The 18054-nt window shown below is 48.7% G+C and carries 23 protein-coding genes; all 23 read right to left on the reverse strand.

All coding sequences use genetic code 11. The features are described from left to right. Positions 1-51: 51 nt before the first annotated feature. The 23 genes from dtd to N774_RS0103340 all read right to left on the reverse strand — a co-directional run bounded on the left by dtd (position 52) and on the right by N774_RS0103340 (position 18044). Positions 52-486, reverse strand: a complete 435-nt coding sequence (gene dtd, locus N774_RS0103230; RefSeq protein WP_024859860.1) for a D-aminoacyl-tRNA deacylase — start codon at positions 484-486, stop codon at positions 52-54. Positions 487-492: 6 nt separating this feature from the next. Continuing rightward, the gene (locus tag N774_RS0103235) at positions 493-2463 is read right to left on the reverse strand and encodes a beta-galactosidase (protein WP_024859861.1); all 1971 of its coding nucleotides are present in this window, start codon (positions 2461-2463) and stop codon (positions 493-495) included. 13 nt (positions 2464-2476) lie between these two features. Next, a complete protein-coding gene (locus N774_RS0103240) occupies positions 2477-3016 on the reverse strand; it encodes a histidine phosphatase family protein (protein WP_024859862.1) in 540 nt (179 codons plus the stop codon). 14 nt (positions 3017-3030) lie between these two features. Further along, positions 3031-4692 carry a DNA repair protein RecN gene (gene recN, locus N774_RS0103245; RefSeq protein ID WP_024859863.1) on the reverse strand — a complete coding sequence of 554 codons (1662 nt, stop codon included), beginning with the start codon at positions 4690-4692 and terminating at the stop codon, positions 3031-3033. A gap of 9 nt (positions 4693-4701) precedes the next feature. Then, the gene (argR, locus tag N774_RS0103250) at positions 4702-5145 is read right to left on the reverse strand and encodes an arginine repressor (protein WP_024859864.1); all 444 of its coding nucleotides are present in this window, start codon (positions 5143-5145) and stop codon (positions 4702-4704) included. A gap of 16 nt (positions 5146-5161) precedes the next feature. Further along, positions 5162-6016, reverse strand: coding sequence for an NAD(+)/NADH kinase (locus tag N774_RS0103255; RefSeq protein WP_024859865.1), 855 nt, complete (start codon positions 6014-6016; stop codon positions 5162-5164). 11 nt (positions 6017-6027) lie between these two features. Beyond that, entirely contained in the window at positions 6028-6813 is a 786-nt protein-coding gene (locus N774_RS0103260) for a TlyA family RNA methyltransferase (protein WP_024859866.1), read from the reverse strand. Continuing rightward, entirely contained in the window at positions 6800-8698 is a 1899-nt protein-coding gene (dxs, locus tag N774_RS0103265; RefSeq protein WP_024859867.1) for a 1-deoxy-D-xylulose-5-phosphate synthase, read from the reverse strand. The genes N774_RS0103260 and dxs overlap by 14 nt, the downstream gene beginning before the upstream one ends. A 39-nt stretch (positions 8699-8737) precedes the next feature. Next, positions 8738-9628, reverse strand: coding sequence for a polyprenyl synthetase family protein (locus N774_RS0103270; RefSeq protein ID WP_024859868.1), 891 nt, complete (start codon positions 9626-9628; stop codon positions 8738-8740). Continuing rightward, positions 9625-9822: an exodeoxyribonuclease VII small subunit gene (gene xseB, locus N774_RS0103275; protein ID WP_024859869.1), complete on the reverse strand. Its 198-nt coding sequence runs from the start codon at positions 9820-9822 to the stop codon at positions 9625-9627. The genes N774_RS0103270 and xseB overlap by 4 nt, the downstream gene beginning before the upstream one ends. Before the next feature lie 4 nt (positions 9823-9826). Continuing rightward, entirely contained in the window at positions 9827-11017 is a 1191-nt protein-coding gene (gene xseA / locus N774_RS0103280) for an exodeoxyribonuclease VII large subunit (protein ID WP_024859870.1), read from the reverse strand. Continuing rightward, positions 11017-11964, reverse strand: coding sequence for a peptidase M22 (locus N774_RS0103285; protein WP_024859871.1), 948 nt, complete (start codon positions 11962-11964; stop codon positions 11017-11019). Before N774_RS0103285 ends, xseA begins: the two co-directional genes overlap by 1 nt. After that, positions 11957-12373, reverse strand: a complete 417-nt coding sequence (nusB, locus tag N774_RS0103290) for a transcription antitermination factor NusB (RefSeq protein ID WP_024859872.1) — start codon at positions 12371-12373, stop codon at positions 11957-11959. The genes N774_RS0103285 and nusB overlap by 8 nt, the downstream gene beginning before the upstream one ends. Continuing rightward, entirely contained in the window at positions 12360-12827 is a 468-nt protein-coding gene (locus N774_RS0103295) for a GNAT family N-acetyltransferase (protein WP_024859873.1), read from the reverse strand. Before N774_RS0103295 ends, nusB begins: the two co-directional genes overlap by 14 nt. Beyond that, positions 12824-13165 carry an Asp23/Gls24 family envelope stress response protein gene (locus N774_RS0103300; protein WP_024859874.1) on the reverse strand — a complete coding sequence of 114 codons (342 nt, stop codon included), beginning with the start codon at positions 13163-13165 and terminating at the stop codon, positions 12824-12826. The genes N774_RS0103295 and N774_RS0103300 overlap by 4 nt, the downstream gene beginning before the upstream one ends. Before the next feature lie 243 nt (positions 13166-13408). Continuing rightward, the gene (locus tag N774_RS0103305) at positions 13409-13960 is read right to left on the reverse strand and encodes a SpoIIIAH-like family protein (protein WP_024859875.1); all 552 of its coding nucleotides are present in this window, start codon (positions 13958-13960) and stop codon (positions 13409-13411) included. A 12-nt stretch (positions 13961-13972) separates the two neighbouring features. After that, positions 13973-14494, reverse strand: coding sequence for a hypothetical protein (locus tag N774_RS0103310; RefSeq protein WP_024859876.1), 522 nt, complete (start codon positions 14492-14494; stop codon positions 13973-13975). Beyond that, the gene (locus N774_RS0103315) at positions 14481-14942 is read right to left on the reverse strand and encodes a hypothetical protein (protein ID WP_024859877.1); all 462 of its coding nucleotides are present in this window, start codon (positions 14940-14942) and stop codon (positions 14481-14483) included. Before N774_RS0103315 ends, N774_RS0103310 begins: the two co-directional genes overlap by 14 nt. Beyond that, positions 14943-15995: a stage III sporulation protein AE gene (locus tag N774_RS0103320; protein WP_196231520.1), complete on the reverse strand. Its 1053-nt coding sequence runs from the start codon at positions 15993-15995 to the stop codon at positions 14943-14945. A gap of 49 nt (positions 15996-16044) precedes the next feature. Further along, a complete protein-coding gene (locus tag N774_RS0103325) occupies positions 16045-16434 on the reverse strand; it encodes a stage III sporulation AC/AD family protein (RefSeq protein WP_024859879.1) in 390 nt (129 codons plus the stop codon). Continuing rightward, the gene (gene spoIIIAC, locus N774_RS0103330) at positions 16428-16625 is read right to left on the reverse strand and encodes a stage III sporulation protein AC (protein ID WP_024859880.1); all 198 of its coding nucleotides are present in this window, start codon (positions 16623-16625) and stop codon (positions 16428-16430) included. The genes N774_RS0103325 and spoIIIAC overlap by 7 nt, the downstream gene beginning before the upstream one ends. Positions 16626-16633: 8 nt before the next feature. Further along, positions 16634-17137 carry a stage III sporulation protein AB gene (locus tag N774_RS0103335; RefSeq protein ID WP_024859881.1) on the reverse strand — a complete coding sequence of 168 codons (504 nt, stop codon included), beginning with the start codon at positions 17135-17137 and terminating at the stop codon, positions 16634-16636. Beyond that, a complete protein-coding gene (locus tag N774_RS0103340; protein ID WP_024859882.1) occupies positions 17127-18044 on the reverse strand; it encodes a hypothetical protein in 918 nt (305 codons plus the stop codon). The genes N774_RS0103335 and N774_RS0103340 overlap by 11 nt, the downstream gene beginning before the upstream one ends. Between the last annotated feature and the right edge of the window lie 10 nt (positions 18045-18054).

The following is an 18054-nucleotide window of genomic DNA, read 5'->3' on the forward strand; positions in this document are numbered from 1 at the left end:
TGCAAAAATATGCAGAAACAGCCATAGAGCGCCTGCCCTATGGCTGTTTGCTTATTCAAGTATTACCGTAAACGGACCGTCATTCAGGAGCTCCACTTTCATGTCAGCTCCGAAAATGCCTGTCTCAACATGATTGCCTTTGCTGCGGAGATATTCCACAAAGTATTCATACAGCGCATTTGCTTTCTCGGGCTTCGCTGCCTGTATGAAGTTTGGTCTGTTTCCCTTTCGGCAGTCCGCATACAGTGTGAACTGGGGCACTACAAGAAGCTGTCCGCCCACACTGGAAAGGTCAAGATTTATCTTGTCGTTCTCGTCGGAGAAGATACGAAGTCCCGATATCTTGTCCGCAAGTCGGCGGCAGTCCTCCTCGGTATCCTCATGACCTACTCCGAAAAGCAGAAGAAATCCCGTATCTATTTTTCCTGTGATATTACCGTCCACCCTTACGCTTGCCGAGGTGACACGCTGTAAAACTATCCTCATTCATGCCTACTTTCTGACAATATCCATATCGAAGGGCTTCAATGTGAGCTGGTCCTTTTCATTGCCGTCGATAATGCTGTACATTGCCTTCGGAAGAGTGATATCCGCTTCCTGCTCCGAATTGTTGAAGAAGAATATATAATCGTCAAGTCCGTTTGTCCTTGTGGTGACCTCAACGCCCTTGGGCAGGTCTTTCAGACGTGGTATGCCTGTCTGTTTCATAATATTGCCTGCAAAGCTCTCATAGAAGTCCATATTGCAGACCGTACCCACATAATATGTAACGCCGCTGCAGTAACGGTTCATAGTGACCGCAGGACTGCCTGCATAGAAAGTGTCCTTGTACTCAGCATATGCACGGGCTGTGGTAAGCTCCAGTATATCGCACCACTGACGGCATGTGAACTTATTGCCCGCAAAATCTGCTATGGTCTGCTCGGTATTCCCGATAGGATCGTACTCCTTGACCTCAGCGCCTATCATTTCCCTGTACACTGTGGGGAGCGCTTCCATTATGCAGTTGTTGCAGGAATCCTTTACTCCGCTGCGGTTGGTCATTATCAGCGTACCGCCCTTTATTACATAGCGGTAAATGTTCTCGGCAGACGCCTTGTCATAAACATACATGGCAGGCGCAACTACAGCCTTGTACTTTGACAGGTCGGCTGTAGGAGAAATAATATCCACGTTTGTTCCGTAGCGCGTAAAGGCAGCATGGAAGTATCTGAGCTGCTCAAGATAATAGAAGCCCTCTGTCTGTGGCTGTATCTTGAATGCCCAGTCATTATCGGGAGAATAAAGTATAGCCACATCGGATACAAGCTCCGTAGTCTCGATCACGCTGAGCTTTGAAGCCGTAATGCACAGCTCTGCAAACTCCTTGAATCTGCGGGACGGCACATTACTGTGGTCAATAAGACCGTGCCAGAACATTTCCGCGCCCTTGTTGGCAGTTCTCCAGCGGAAATGCATGACAGTATCAGCTCCGTGAGCCATCGCCTGCATAGCATAGCCCTTTATCTGTCCGGGACGGGGCGTCGGTCCCATGGGAGCCCAGCTTCCCGTAGCACCGCTGAGCTGCTCCATTACCCAGAAATTACGCTGTTTCAGTCCGCGCATAAAGTCCAGCTCAAAGGCATGTGACGTGACGCTGTCCGTGTCATCGGAAATACGGACAGGCGGATAATTGTCGTATGACGTAAAATCAAGCATACTGAAAAGCTTGTAATAATCGGGAGTATTCTCGCAGAAAAAGGTGTTTGTCGTGACCTTGGCTCTGGGATTCTCACGCTTGATGATCTGAGACATATCGCTTACGAACTTAACAGCAGTATCAGATGCAAAGCGGCTGAAATCAAGACACAGAGCAGGATTCTGCCATGCTCTCGGGTAAGATGTGGGCGGCTTTATCTGTGATATGCTGCTGTATTCTCCGCTCCATACGCTGTTGCCGAAAGCCACATTGATATTTTCAAGGGTATCGTACTTGTCTATGAGCCAGTCACGGAAGAGTCCGCGGCAGGTCTCGCAGGTGCAGGGGTAAGCCTCTATCTCGTTGTCAATCTGCCACGCTGCGATAGCAGGATTATTGGCATAACGCCTTGCAAGCTGCTCGGTGATACGCTTTGCATAGTACAGGAACATCGGTGCATTGAGACATCTGTGACCTCTGATACCTGTCTGTATCCTTTTTCCGTCAGCGCCCACCTGTACGATATCTGGATAGGTCTCGTACATCCACAGCGGCGGACAGCTTGTAGGAGTACACAGTACTATTCCTATTGCATGACGTGAAAAAGTGCCTATGGCTTCATCGAGCCACTGAAAGTTGAACTGTCCGTCCTGCGGTTCGAGCTTTGACCATGCAAACTCTCCGATACGAACCAGTTTTACGCCTGTTTTTGCCATAAGCTCAGCATCAGACTTCCATAATGCCCTGTCCCACTGCTCGGGATAATAGTCAACTCCTATTTTCATAATATCTCTCCTGTCAGTCTATGGAATACTCTATAAGTCCGCAGTTATCCATGAACCAGTTTGAAAACTGCTCGGTAGTCATGTCGTGAAAATATGTCTCTATAACACGGCAGACACCGCCATGACTTACGATAAGTACATTCTTGCCGCTGTGTGCCTTTATGAGATCGTCAAGAGCAGAGTAAACTCTGTGGGAAAGCTGCAAAAGAGACTCTCCGCTTTTTCCCATACGCACACCGAACTCCGTTTTGTTTTCGGCAAAGCCGTCAGTAAATCTGCTCCTGCCCTCATAATAGCCGTAGTCCCATTCACGAAGCCGCTCCTCCGTGATTATTTCAAGTCCGCAGCGCTCAGCAACTGCACGGGCTGTACGCATTGCCCGCTTCATGGGAGAAGCTATGATGATATCTATGCAGTTCATCTCAGCTATTTTCTCAGCCAGTGCAAGTGCCTGCTTTTCGCCTGTTTCGTCAAGCTCTATGTCAGTAGTTCCAAGTATTGTTTCCTGCTTGTTGTACGAGGTCTGTCCGTGCCTCGTTGAGTATATCTTCAATAAATACGCCTCCGTTAAAGCTCCATAGCTTTGTTTATCTCTGCACGGGCATTATCAAGCATGAGCCCGCTCGGACTGTCTCCGCCCATGATACGGGCTATCTCGGCAACTCTGCCATCCATATCGAGCTGCATCACATGGGTCTCGGTGCGGTCGCCCACTATCTGCTTCTCAATAAGAAGATGTGAATCAGCCATTACAGCTATCTGGGAAAGATGAGTTACGCAGATGACCTGCCGTACCTTTCCTATCTCGCGGAGCTTTATTCCTATTTTCTGTGCTGCCTTGCCGCTTACGCCTGTGTCTATCTCGTCGAATATCATTGTGGGGATAGAGTCCTTGTCGGCAATGACACTTTTCAGTGCAAGCATGATTCGCGAAAGCTCACCGCCCGAAGCAATCTTCGATATAGGCTTTGGTTCTTCACCCTTGTTTGCGGAGATAAGAAACTCCACGCTGTCCATACCGTTTACAGTCAGCTTGCCTTTTTCGTGGCGGACTGCTATGATAACGCCCTCCATGTTGAGAAATTCAAGCTCGGAGGTCACGCGCTCAGTAAAGCGCTTCGCCACGCTCTCGCGGTAGTCGTAGAGCTTCTTAGCCTGCTCCGTTACACGGTGAAGAAGCTCGTCGCGCTTTTCGGCAAGAGCCTTTATCTCGGTGTCGGAGCTTTCAAGCTGCATAGACTCACGGCAGGCATCATCGTAAAGCTTTACAAGTCCCTCGCAGTCAGTGGCGTACTTACGCTTCAGCTTATTGATGCTGCCAAGACGTGTGCCGAGGTATTCAAGGCGCTGACCGTCAAGCTCCACCTTATCCGCAAGAGCTTCAAGCTCGGAAGCAATGTCCGCAAGCTCTATCTCCGCCGCGGAAAGCCTTTCGTATAACACGTTGAGCTTTTCGCTGTTGTCGGTATACTGGGCTATCTCGGTCTCAGCCGATACCAGCATATCATTTGCAGCCTCCTCGCCTGTTATGGCATTCACTGCATTCTTTATGGCGATTATGGTCTTTTCGGAGTTTTTCGCTGTCTCGTACTCCTTTTCAAGCTCGTCGTCTTCGTTTTCACGAAGCTCCAGCTCACCGATATCGCTTATTATATCATCAAGGTAACGGCTGCGCTCTGCACGGGACTGCTCAAGCTTTTTCAGCTCACCCAGCTTGCGGGCTGTCTGCTGCAATTCGCGAAAAGTCTCTCTGTATTCATTCAGCAGTGTATCATCGCCGCCGAAGCCGTCAAGTATCTGTAAATGCTTCTCGCTGTCAAGAAGTATCTGATTGTCATGCTGTCCGTGGATATTGATAAGCATTGAGCCTATCTCTTTAAGCAGTGCCGCCGAAGCTGTCCTGTGGTTGATACGGGAAACGCTTCCGCCGTCTGCGCTTATCTCTCTGGTAACGGTTATCTCGCTGTCATCGTGAGCGATACCCAGCTCGTCAAGCTTTTCGCACACTTCATCCGAAAGCTCCGTAAACAGCGCCGTTATCACTGCTTTATCGCAGCCTGTACGGACTATATCCTTTGTGCAGCGCTGTCCAAGAACAGCGTTTATGCCATTGATGAGTATGGACTTACCTGCACCTGTTTCACCTGTGAAAATATTCAGCCTGCTGCCAAGGGGTATGACCGCTTCCTTTATGACAGCAAGATTCTGTATATATATCTCTTTTAACATTCTGAGAGTTTACCTCCTGGGAAAAAGCTCGCTGCGAAACTTCTTCGAGAGCTTCTTCGCGTCTGCTTCGCTCCGCACAAGTATAAAGATAGTATCATCGCCTGCGATAGTTCCCACAACTCCCTGATGCTCCACGGAGTCTATGGCGGCACAGGTGCCCTGAGCCATTCCTGCGCGGCATTTCAGAACGATCGTGTTCATTGCGTAATCCACCGATAATACAGCTTCCTCAAAAAGAGACTTCTCCGTAACTGCTGCAGGCGGCATCGAATAGCGGTACACGCCTTTGTCATCACGCTGCTTGACCAGTGAGAGCTGCTGTATATCTCTGGAAAGTGTTGCCTGCGTAGTCTTTATGCCCCGCTGAGCAAGCAGCTCTATGAGCATTTCCTGAGTTGCAACGGGCTGTTCGGTTATTATTTCAAGAATTGCTTCGTGTCTGCGGTTTTTCATAATACCACCGTGCTCCTTATTTTATGGGCTTGCACATTTTCTTGCAAAGGGATTCGTGGAAGGAATTGCCCAGAAGATCAATGAAATTGATATTGTTTCTTCCGCGGCATATCTCTATAGATTCATCTCTTGCCAGATCGATGAAATGCTCACCGTCTACGTTTATGACCATGCAGTCCTCACGGGAAGTCGTTACCTTCATGCGGAGCCTGCGGCTCGGTGAGAACATCGTTGCTCTCGAAAACAGCGAATGGGGACATATAAGCGTCATTTCTATACATTCAAGGTCGGGCTCGATAACAGGTCCGCCTGCGGAAAGGGCATAGGCTGTAGAGCCTGAGGGAGTGCTGAACAGTACGCCGTCTGCGCGGTGCTTTCCCACAAGATAGCCCTCGGAATAGACCTCAAAATCACATATCCTGAAGCTGCCCGACCGTGCCGAGACCTCATTGAGAACAGTTGCCATAACATCGCCGTCCTTGCCGTGATACAGCACATCAAGAGTCATTCGCTGGGATATCTCGTACTCGCCTGTTGTGAGCAGGCTCAGCTTGTCCAGCTGGTCGGCTTCAAGACCTGCCATAAAACCAAGAGTTCCCGTATTTATTCCCAGAAGCTTTGTATCGCTTCCCATAAGCAGCTTTGCACATCGGAGAATAGTTCCGTCTCCTCCGATGGCAAGGACTACGTCCGCTGTCTTTGCAGATTCATTTATATCCTCAAATATCACATGAGGCTTGTCTGAAAAATCATTTCTGAATATCTCGCTGACCGAAACATCTATGCCGCAGTCCGCAAGCACATCACAGGCTTCACGGGCGCAGCTGAGCGCATTGGTCTTCTGGAAATTAGGGTACAACGCTGCCTTCATAAACGCTCTCCTTATAGTTTAGTGAATGAACTGTCTGTCAGCTCCTTGAAATCATGTATCTTTGGCTCGCCTGCGGCTTTCCGCAGCTTCACAAGGTACTCTATATTGCCGCTTCCTCCGCGGACAGGTGAATAGGTGTACTGCTCAGTGATAAAGCCCACTGCCTGCGCGAAGCTGTCTATCTCGGTCAGTACACGGATATGGACCTTCTTATCCTTTACTATGCCCCTCTTGCCGATGTCGCTCCTGCCTGCTTCAAACTGGGGCTTTATGAGCACCGCAGCAACCGCTCCGTCTTTAAGGAGCTCATATACCTTTGCAAGTATCTTAGTCAGGGATATAAATGAAACGTCTACGGATATAATATCCGCCTGTCCGCCTAAATCGTCGGCAGACACGTCACGGATATCCGTACCCTCCATATTCACGACGCGGTCATCGTCAATAAGACGCTGTGCAAGCTGTCCGTGTCCCGTATCCACGGCGAACACCTTAGCAGCTCCGTTTTGCAGCATAAAATCGGTAAATCCGCCTGTGGAAGCTCCTATGTCAAGACATACCTTGCCGTTAAAGTCAAGCCCGAATTCCTCGGCTGCCTTTTCAAGCTTCAATGCGCCGCGTCCAACGTAGCTCTCGCTCTCAGAGGACTCGATAACGTCCTCAGCCGATACCTCGTCGGAAGCCTTTTTAGCGGTCTTTCCGTTTACTGTGACATTTCCCGAAAGTATCATTTCCTTGGCACGCTGACGGCTTCGGGCAAGTCCGCGGGCTACAAGCTCGCTGTCAAGCCTTGCCATTATTATTGCTCCTGCTGCGGATATATTCTGCCATTCTGCATCTTGTAAGTCCCAGCTTGTCAAGACATGAGCGCACAGACGCCTGCTTTACAAAACCGTCTGCGGTAACTCTGCTGTAGTCTCCGCAGTAGCCAAGCTCAGAGAGAATATCTCCGATCTTTTCGGAAATACTGCCCTCGCCCATGGACTCCTCGAAGAATACTATCCTCGGATACTGCTTTATCTCCTCACCAAGCTTTCCGTCAAGTGGGAATATCTTTGTAAGCTTTAATATATCGCAGCTTATGCCGTTCTTTTCAAGCTCCTTCTGAGCTTTTATGGCTTCGTTATAAAGTCTGCCGTAGGTTATGATAAGAGTTTCGCTGCCGCTGAGCTGCTTGAAGAGCCACTCTGTTGTTATGTCGGACTGGTCGAACTCCACCTTCTCAGAGCCGCGTGGATAGCGGACTGCGGCAATGCCCTTATCTTCATATATAGCCTTTCTCATGCACATCTTCATTTCCATGTAGCATGAGGGCGAATAAATAGTGGTATTCGGTATAGAAGTAAGCATAGGCACGTCAAGAAGTCCCTGATGAGTTTCGCCGTCCTCGCCCACTATTCCCGCACGGTCTACGCCGAGAACTACATGAAGTCCGCCTATGGCTACATCGTGAACGAGCTGGTCGTAGGAACGCTGTAAAAATGTAGAATATACGGCAAATACGGGAGTCATGCCCATTGAAGCAAGTCCGCCTGCAAAAGTGACTGCGTGCTGCTCGGCAATACCCACATCAAAGAATCTGTCGGGGTACTTGAAGTGGAAGAACTGCAGTCCCGTACCGTACTTCATAGCCGCTGTTATTGCACAGAGCTTGTCGTCCTTGTCCGCAAGCTTTACAAGCTCCTTTCCGAATACGGTGGAATAGCTGTCAGCTGCAGCGACCTCGGGATTTCCCGTAGCTATATCAAATTTGGAGATACCGTGGTATTCTCCCGGATTTGCCTCGGCAGGACTGTAGCCCTTGCCCTTTACGGTCTTTACGTGGATAAACACGGGCTGATGATAGGATTTAGCCATGTGGAAGACCTCTTCAAGCTCCGCAAGATTGTGTCCGTTGACAGGTCCGAGGTATATGAAGCCCATGTCCTCGAACATTGTGCTCTGTTCAAGAATATTGGATTTCACTGAGTCCTTTACGTTCTTGATACCCTTGGTAACGCTTTTTCCAACAAGAGGTATCATTTCAAGACCGCGCTCCACGGCTCTCTTTGTATGTAAGTACTTTTCGGTATTTCTCAGTGAGGTAAGATATTTGGAAAGGGCGCCTACGCTCTTTGAAATGGACATATTGTTATCGTTGAGAACTACGATAAGATTACGCTGACGGTCTCTGCCGCAGTTGTTCATAGCCTCGTAGAACATTCCGCCCGACATAGCGCCGTCACCGATAACCGCTACTGCATAATTGTCCTTGCCCTGAAGCTTCATTGCCTCGGCTATGCCGCAGGCTACGGATACAGAAGTGCTGCTGTGTCCGCTTATGAATGTGTCATGCTCGGACTCAGAGGGCTTAGGGAAGCCTGATATGCCGTTTTCCTGTCTGAGGGTGGAGAAGCTGTCAAGTCTGCCTGTAAGTATCTTATGGGTATATGCCTGATGACCTACGTCCCAGACTATCTTATCCTCGGGAGAATTGAAATTGCGGTGGAGAGCCATAGTAAGCTCAACAGCACCCAGATTAGAGGCAAGGTGTCCGCCTGTCTTTGAAACAGTAGATATAAGGAGATTTCTTATTTCCTTGCACAGTGAATTGCACTGTGTTAAGGTAAGCTTTTTCAGATCCTGGGGCAGCTGAAGCTCCTCAAGAGTCACCTTGTCGTTATTACTTATATTTTCCTTCATTTTTCATGAAATGCGGATAAGCTCCGCAGCTCCTTTGCGTTAATTCTTTCTTTTCAGAAGCATTTCCGTAAGCTCTGTGAGAAATGCATCGTTTCCGAATTTTTCAAGGCAGCCGAGAGCCTCTTCGGTTATACTATTTGCGATCTCCTGAGCCTTTTCAACACCGTACAATGTAACAAAGGTGGTCTTGTTCTCCTCCTCGTCACTGCCTACGGGCTTGCCAAGCTCCTCAGTGGTGCTTGTTACATCAAGGATATCATCGATTATCTGGAAAGCCAGTCCAAGCTTGAAGCCGTAATCGGCAGCAGCCTGTATCTTCTCCTCGTCAGCTCCTGCACATATGCAGCCCATCATGCATGATACAGCTATGAGCTGACCTGTCTTGTGGTGGTACATATTGCGGAGGTTAGCTTCGTCAACGTCAGTGCGCTCCTCATTTTCCATGTCGATGACCTGTCCGCCGCCCATGCCTTCTCTGCCTGAGCCCTTTGCAAGACATGATACCAGTCTTATCTTCTGCTCGGGTGAGAGCTGCTTATCGTCGGCAATGACCTCAAAGGGCAGCATACACAGCGCGTCACCTGCAAGTATAGCCATTGCCTCGCCGAAAGCCTTGTGACATGAGGGTTTTCCGCGTCGGAAATCGTCATTGTCCATTGCAGGGAGATCGTCGTGGATAAGTGAGAATGTGTGTATCATCTCAATAGCCGCAGCAGGTGCTGCTGCGATCTTATAATCAGCTCCGAGAGCATTGCAGAAAGAATATACCAGAACGGGACGGATACGTTTGCCGCCTGCTTCAAGAGAATAATTCATGGCATCTATAAGATTCTTCTGAGCCGCCATGCTCTCCGAAAAAGCATTGTACCTTTTGAGATTATCCTCGGTAAATCTGATGTATTCCTGCATTGTTTCCTTGAAATTACTCATTTTTCTGTTCCTCCGCCGTCCTCGGTAATTTTTATCTGAGCTTCGTCAAGCTGCTTTCTGCAAGCCGCCGACAGCTTTACTCCCTCGCCGTAGAGCTCCACAGCCTTTTCGAGGGGGATATCGCCCTTTTCAAGCTCGGAAACTATCTTCCCGAGACGTGTCATATTATCTTCAAATGTAAGCTTTTTTTCCATTATATCACCATTTATCGATTATCTCGGCTTCCGCGCCGCCGATTCCGAAGCCGATCTTTATCCTGTCGCCCTTTTCAAGAGGTTCCGAGCTGCTCAGCAGCTTCTCACCCTTGTACACCAGCGAATAGCCGCGGGAAAGGACCTTCAGCGGACTGAGACTGTCAAGTCTTGCCGCCTTTTCTTCAAGCTGTCTCTCCAGCCTGTCCATATAACGCAGAAAGGCTGTATCACGGCGCTTGTCAAGTGAGCTGAGCCTCTCGGCAGTCAGCTTCAGACGGTTCTCGGGAGACTGTGCAGCCAGACGCGCGTTCAGCACTATAAATCTGTCCGTATATTTATCCAGAACTGCCAGTGCAGAGCGCTCAGCTCTTCGCTGTAACAGGGATATCCTTTCGTAAAGCAGCGCTATATCGGGAGCTGCAAGCTCCGCTGCTGCCGATGGAGTAGGTGCACGCAGATCTGCGGCAAGATCGGCTATGGTAAAGTCGGTCTCGTGTCCAACAGCCGATATCACAGGCACCTTGCAGTTATATATGGCATATGCCACCTTTTCGGTGTTGAATGCGCTGAGGTCCTCGCTTGAACCGCCGCCGCGCCCGACTATGATAACGTCGCAGCCTGCCGCCTCCGCTTTGAGTATACCTGCGCATATGGACTCGGGAGCTCCCTCGCCCTGTACCTGCGCATTGACCGCATATATCTCGCACAGCGGATAACGCCTTGAAAGTACATTTATTATATCCCGTACAGCCGCGCCGCTGAGGGACGTTACCGCACCTATTTTCTTGGGCATTGAGGGGATGGGACGCTTGTGCTCCTCGGCGAATATGCCCTCCTTTTGCAGCTTCTTTTTCAGCTGCTCCAGTGCTACATTTGCCTTGCCTGCGCCCTCGGGTATGATATCGTTGACGTAGAGCTGATATGCGCCGTCACGCTCGAATACGCCTATACTTCCCGATACTATCACGGACATACCGTCCTCGGGCTCAAATTTAAGGCGGTCGGCAGCACTTGCAAACATTACAGCCTTGACCGCGCTTTCGCTGTCTTTCAGCGTGAAGTAGACGTGTCCGCTGCGGAAATGCTTCACGTAATTCGATATCTCGCCCCGAACCATTATGCCCTGCAGGTTCCTGTCGTTTTTCAGTATGGAGCCTATATATTTATTTATCTGTGAAACTGTAATTACAGGCATCATTTATCTCCTGTGCTTTTCAAATAGCCGTATATAGCCACTCCCGCCGCATTGTCGCAGGAGAACCGGGGCTGTGCGAAGCTTGCCGACGGGTATCGGGAAATTATCCTGTCGCGGATAATAACGTCCGACATGACTCCGCCTGCAAATACCAGCGGAAGCTCGCCGTATCTGCCGATAGCATGGTCGGTCATGGCGAGTATGGTCTCGGCAATAAAATCAAGGCAATACTTGGCGATATTCTCGGGACTTTCGCCGCTGTCAAGCATATTGCCGCACTTGTTCTCCAAGCCCGAAAGGCAGCAGTTGCCGTCTTTCAGCACAGGCTTTGCCTTGAAGTGTTTATTGGCGTTCACTGCAAGCTTTTCAAGCTCTGCGCCGCATGGGAAATGAAGTCCCAGCATAACGCCAGTTCGGTCAACAGCCTGTCCCGCTTTAAGGTCAAGTGAAGTACCTATCTCGGTTATTTTGAGAACACACTCATTATCGGGCTCGCACAGCAGGCAGTCGGTAGTTCCGCCGCTGACGTGAAAGGCAATGAAGCGCTCATTCACTAAGTCCAGCCTGTCCGCGGAATAAAGCGCCGCAAGGATATGACCGATCTGATGAGAGGTGGTATAAAGCTTTGCTCCCGAAACCGCCGCATATGAACGGGCAAAGCCCTCTCCGCAGAGAAAGCATGGCATATATGAGCCCTCTATGTTGCGCGGTCTTGCGGAAGCTGTAACCGTTTTCGGCATACCGAGACTGTTCTCGCTGAAAAGCTGCTCTATCATATCGGGAAGCTGCTTTGTGTGGTGGAAAACCGCGTCGCTCTGGCGCAGTCCAAGCTCACCCTCCTTTACGGGAAGAAGCTTCTTAGTCTGGTATATCTTATTCTCCTCGCTGACGTATACCGCAGCCGAGGTGGTATAGTTGCTTGTATCAACTCCCAGATACTCAGGCATTTTCGCTCTCCGACTTCTGTGTATCGCGGGAGAATGCTCCGAGAACGCCGTTGATAAAGGCTGTATCCTCCTGATATGTATACATCATGGAAAGCTTTATAGCCTCGCTGATAGCCGCATTCATGGGAGTATTGTCATCGTAGAGGGACTCAAACATAGCAATGCGGAGTATGGCAAGATTCAGCTTTGATATCCTTGCAATGCTTCTTGACTTGCTGTACTTTGAGATTATGTTGTCAAGCTCCTCAGCGTGCTCGAGAGTACCCTCGACTATTTTCTTGACCTCGTCGTTTACGGTGATCTCGTCGATCTCCTCAGCTATCTCGTATAGCTCATTTATATCGTCATCACGCAGAAGCTGCTCGAAAACCAGCTTGAATGCGCTGTCTCTTATTTCACGTCTTGTCATTTGTACACTCCTTATTTTTTCCTATGGTACGATACATGAAAACCATTGCATCTTTACTTTCAAATCCGTTTTTTATGTAAAATCTCTCACTTGGGTAGCCCCGTGTTGTCAGGAGCACCATAGCAGCAACGCCCTCAGCTGTAAGCTCTTTGCGGGCATAGTCCAGAACAGCCGTACCGATACCGCTCCGCTGCATATTCGGAGACACGCAGAACTCATCTATCATATACTCGACGCCGTAGAGATATGTAAGCCTTCTGCCGCAGAGGACAGCCTGTATAACACCGTTAGCCTCAGCCACATAGCCTATGGACTGCGGTGAGGACATAAGCTCGTTTATCCTCGTTTCGGCAAGCTCATATGACCATTCCTCGTTCCACGGCTCGGCGGCAAAGGCTCCACGGAACACCTCCGCAGATTTTTTCAGATCAGACGGTCTGTATCGCCTTATCATTCAAATACAACTCCGCTGACGGTAACGTTTACTCTTGCAACAGGTACGCCAGTCATGTTCTGGACGTTCTCCTTTACCACGGTCTGAACTTCCTGAGCAACGTTCACGGCTTTTTCTCCGCTCTTTATGACTATCTTCATATCTATGGCAGCCACATCGCCCATCATACTTACCTTGATAGGTCCGTTTCTTCTGAGCTTGCTCATTTTTCCAACCTCGCCGCCAAGACTTGCGACTCCCTTGACATCAAGAGCTGCAAGCCTTGCAATGGCGATAATTACGTCATCTGATATTTTAAGTCTGCTTGAAACTTCCGGCTTCATATCTTCAACTTCCATAGTGGACCTCCGTAGGCTCTTATTTAGGTGTATTTTTTAATCAATATCTTGCTTACACCCTATCCATTGTATTATAACATAATATTTCAGAAATAGCAACATTCGCAGAGAAAAAAAACTGTCGTTTTCTTATTTATGTCGCGAAATAGGCGGCGCAGGCTCTGCGCTTATAACATAATATTTCAGAAACAGCAATATTCGCGGTGAAAAATATTCATAAATATTCACACAGGATAAATCAGCCTACTTTACCTCGAAGATCCTGATATTCTCTGCGGGGACTTCCGTTTCCCCGAGGATTATCTCCTTTATGGAAGCTGCCTGAGCCTTGTCGAGCCCCTCTGTCTTGACTACAACCTTTGCGTTCTCGCCGTCAAGGTACGCCACACAGTCCTGAAAGCCCTGAGCTTTTACCAGAGACTCGATAGTCCCCTCGCTCTCGATAAGCTTTGACACCTGTACTGCGTCAAGGGCATTCACTACCATTTCGTCCTCGGTAACATCTCCGCCGCCTATCATGGTCTGGAGCGTCTGTACAGCTTCGTCCCTGTCCTTCATCTTATCGAGACGAGCCTGTGCAAAATAGTCCTCGGCAGCAGGTTCGGCTGAAGCATTTACAAACTCGGTCTCGCCGTATTTTACAGTGTCATTGTCTTTCCTGAACGACATGGAGCTGCTGTCGGGAGCAAGCTTCGGTGATGTAGCATAGTTTATGTACACCGCAACTGCAAGCATAAGGGTCAGGCAGGTCATGATTATCTGTTTCTTTCCGATTATTATTGATGGCTTTTTCATAATTATACTCCTTTATCTGATCTTAGCAACATATATCTTTGCTGTAGGTATCCCAAGAGCAGCCGAAGCCGCTTTGTATATCTGTTCTCGTACAGCAGCATCGCCTCCTCCGCCGCAGACTATTACCGCTCCCGTTATCTCGGGAGCTTCAATTGTTTCCACAAGTGCGTTTTTTTCGCTTCCGCCGCCCACTATCACATATTTCTCTTCCTCCTCCGTTTTATTGTCCGAACGGCTGTGCCGTCCCTCTGTAGCATATACGTAGCGCTGCTCGCTGCCTACAGTTAGATAGACCTTCACCTCTCCTGCCCCCTCTATTTCGCGGAGCAGATCGGCAAGCCTTTTCTCTGTGTCCTTACAGTAGTCGCTGCTGTCATATACGCTCTGCTGCTCAGTACATACAGCAGCAGGCTTTTTGTCGGGCAAAAGCGAAGATATCATTATCAGCAGCAGACCTGCTATTCCGCATACGGTCATAAGTACAGCCCATTTCCTGTTCTTTAGCAGCTCCTTTGCTTCTTTAATAACTTCCATTTATGACCTCCGTTTCTTGTCCGATACTGCCGCGGATTATCTTAGCTGATGCCTCGAAGGCCGACGTGCTGATAATGACTCTATTAATACTTATGCTTCCGTCCTGTGAAATATTAACCTCGGTATCTATTTTTTCTGCATTTATCCCTGCCGCTTTGAGCTGATCACGAAGAACCGCAGAAATATTTTCAGATACCTGTGTACAGAGCTCGTTTTCATATATCTCTGTGGAATAGCTGTAGTCTGTACTGTCAAAAGCACTGAGATCCGGCAGCTCAATATCAAAAGCTCCGCTGACTATGGGAGCTGTTACCGCCACAGCAAATATCAGCTTCAGAACAATATCGGCAGCTCCGCGAAGCCGTGTTCCGTCAGTAATGCTCTGAATTATACATACCCCCACGGATACAAAGCAGACCACCCTGACCGCCGCAACAAAGTTTTCCATTTACCCACCTGCCGTCTGAATAAGTATTCCCGTACACAGCACGAACATGACGCCATAACAAACAAGGACGCTCTGTGCTATGGCAAGGGAGCTGTCAAATGAGCTGAGAAGCTTTTTAATATGCTCTGCGTCGAAGAGCTCCGCCGCCGCCGAGCCTATCCACATTACAAAGCGAAAAAGCATAAGCTGTATCACAGGCGGAAGAATTATCAGAAGCACAGCGATACAGCCTGCAGTTCCTACTGTTCCGCGGATAAGGTCAAAGCTGCTGCGGACTGCGGCATAGGCGTCGGATACAGCTCCGCCGACTACGGGAACGCTCCCCGATATCACAAAACGCGCCGCTTTTGTAGCTGCACCGTCAGTTTTGCCTGCAAGGCTGCATTTCAGCGTAACAAAGCCAGTAAACACCGTCATTGTTATAGTCATCGCCCATGTTATGAGCTTTTTCAGGAGCTGAACTACTCCGCTCATATCATTCCGTGAGAAAACGCTTCCCGTTACGGAAAGCATAACGGCTGCGCTGAGAACAGGCATGAGAAAGCCCGAAACAAGCTGAACTATAAGCTCCGAAGCAGCAAGGACAGCAACGTCATAAGCCGCCGCTGATGTTATATGTCCCGATGCGGCAGTTGCTCCCGAAAACACAGGAATAAACACGGATATGAAGCCGCCGCTGACGGTCACAGCCTCAACGGACTGAGAAAAAGCAGCAAAAAGCTGTGGTGAGACCACTGTCACCGCTGTAAGGACACACACCATACCATAGATGTCTGCGGAGCATTTAAACGCTGCGCTGCCTGCGTTTTTCAGCAGAGCCGAAAGCAGTGTCACAAGCAGAATAGTCCCCAGAAGTCTGAAAGGAGAGCCCTCGCTTTCCTTTACTTTTGCTGTGATAGCCTTTGAAAAGCTTCCGAATGAAAGGGCAGTTATCTCGTCAGAACTTGTCCCGATGTCATAGTCCGAAAGTATGTCGTCCAGCTGCTCACTGAACACGCTCGATGACTCCTGTTCATCAACAGCATATGCCCTCAAAGGAACACTGAGCATCATCAGCAATATAATTATAATTATTGATAGTCCTGTCCTTTTCATAATGCTCCTAAATCAGCTTTTCTATTAGCTGTAAAAATGCTCTGAATACAGGAAGTCCAAGAACAGCAACAGCCCCTCTGCCCCACAGCTCAGCTGCCGAAGCTATAGCTCCCTCACCGCTGTCGCGGCACAATTCAGCTGTAATATGCGTGATAACACATATTGCCAATGTCTTGAACACTATGGAGATATAGCTTTCAGCAATACCTGCCATTTCAAAAATATCCCTTATCTCGGCAATGGCTGATCCCGACACAAGTACAAAAAGAGCCATAACGCCTGCACATACCGCTGCGGTAACTGCTGTGGAATATTCAGCGCAATATTGTTTTAAAATTATAGATATAAGAGTTCCTGCAAGGCAGAAAGCTCCAACAGAAAAACAGCTGTCTACCATAGTCCGAACACGCTTTTGACCTTGTCAAAAAGGTCTCCTATCTCGTCGATTATCACCACAAGAACAACTATAAGACCTGCAAGTGTGGTCATCATAGCCTGTTCCTCTCGCTCCGCACGTTTCAGGACCAGATTCAGAACGGCGACTATTATCCCTGTACCTGCGATTTTAAATATAAGATCAATTTCCATTTTCTTCCTCAGATCACCATTATTCCTGCCATTACACCTGCAAGGACTCCAACGCTCCTGTAAAACCGAGCCTTGCCGTGATACTCCATGGCACTGCGCTCATAGCACTCCTGCATAAGCGATCTCTGCGAGGCTATGCTGCTCAGCTGACCTGCAATGTCACTGGTACCCAGCACCTCACCGAAATCCAGAAGTATCCCCCTTTCTTCCTGTGGGATATAGGTCTCGGCAAGCAGAAGCTCACGCCACTCACTGTGGAAATCGCTGTCAGCGCTGTATTTCTCCGAAAGCCTGTATATAAAGCGTAAAGCTGTATAATTTTCCCGTTTTAGTACCGTAATTATTCTGTAAATGTCCGTACCGCTGCTTCTTATCATGGTCTCACAAAGTCTGAAAACCTTGTCAGCTTCGGTGCAAAGCAGCATTCTTTTTTTCAGCTTTTCGGAACGGTTCATTCCGTAAAATGCTCCGCAAAGTGTGGCAAGCAAAGCCGCAATTATCCTAATTCCCATTTCTGAGCCTCTTGACTTCACTGACTTTTCCGGGAGCTGCAGAGCCTTTCAGGAATATGATATTGTCAAAAAGTCCGCTTTCTGTAAGGTATAATATCTCCTTACGCTTGCTGAGCTCCTCAAAGCTGCTGCCGTGAGCCGTAACGATAAATTTCACGCCGCAGCCGATCCCGTTTATTATAGCTTCTGAGTCAGACATTGAAGCTATCTCGTCACAGACAATGACCTCGGGAGACAAAGTTCGCACCGCTGAAATTATCCCGTCAGCACGGCTGCAATTACTGATAACATCTGTCAGCGCTCCAACGTCATTCTGCGGTATCCCGTCGTGCAGACAGGATATCTCGTTTCGCTCGTCAATAAGGACAGTTTTTCTGAAATTCCCTGTAAGACGGCACATATCTCGGAGCATAGTGGTCTTTCCCGAATTGACTCCGCCGCATATCATAATGTTTTTATCATAATTTGAAGCAAATATCTCATCTGCGCAGCCCTCTACACACCTTGATACACGGAAGTTAAGAGATGTAAACTCTGTAAGCTGAGGAGGCTGGATCGATGAATAAGCTCCAGAAACACCTACACGAACTCCGTTTTCGATAACGAAAAAGCCCTGAGAAAGCTGTTTTCCACAGCTGTGCACGGAATAATGACACAGCCTTTCGACTGTCTCTCTGATCTCAGACGCCTTTATTTCATATGCTTCCTTATTATATAGGGAAGCCAGTCCGCCGTCCCTGCGAAGAAAATATATCTTGTCCGAATACACAAGATAAACAGGTCCGCCTGCACGAAGCCTTACTTCCATTGCACCATCAAGCTTATCCCTCGGGATATCAAGCAGCTGCCTGCGGATATTCTCGGGAAGATAATCCATGATCGTTTCAAAGCTTGTACTGCCTTTCATTTTCATCACT

It is taken from the genome of Ruminococcus flavefaciens AE3010, from assembly GCF_000526795.1.
Taxonomy (GTDB): Bacteria; Bacillota; Clostridia; order Oscillospirales; family Ruminococcaceae; genus Ruminococcus; species Ruminococcus flavefaciens_D.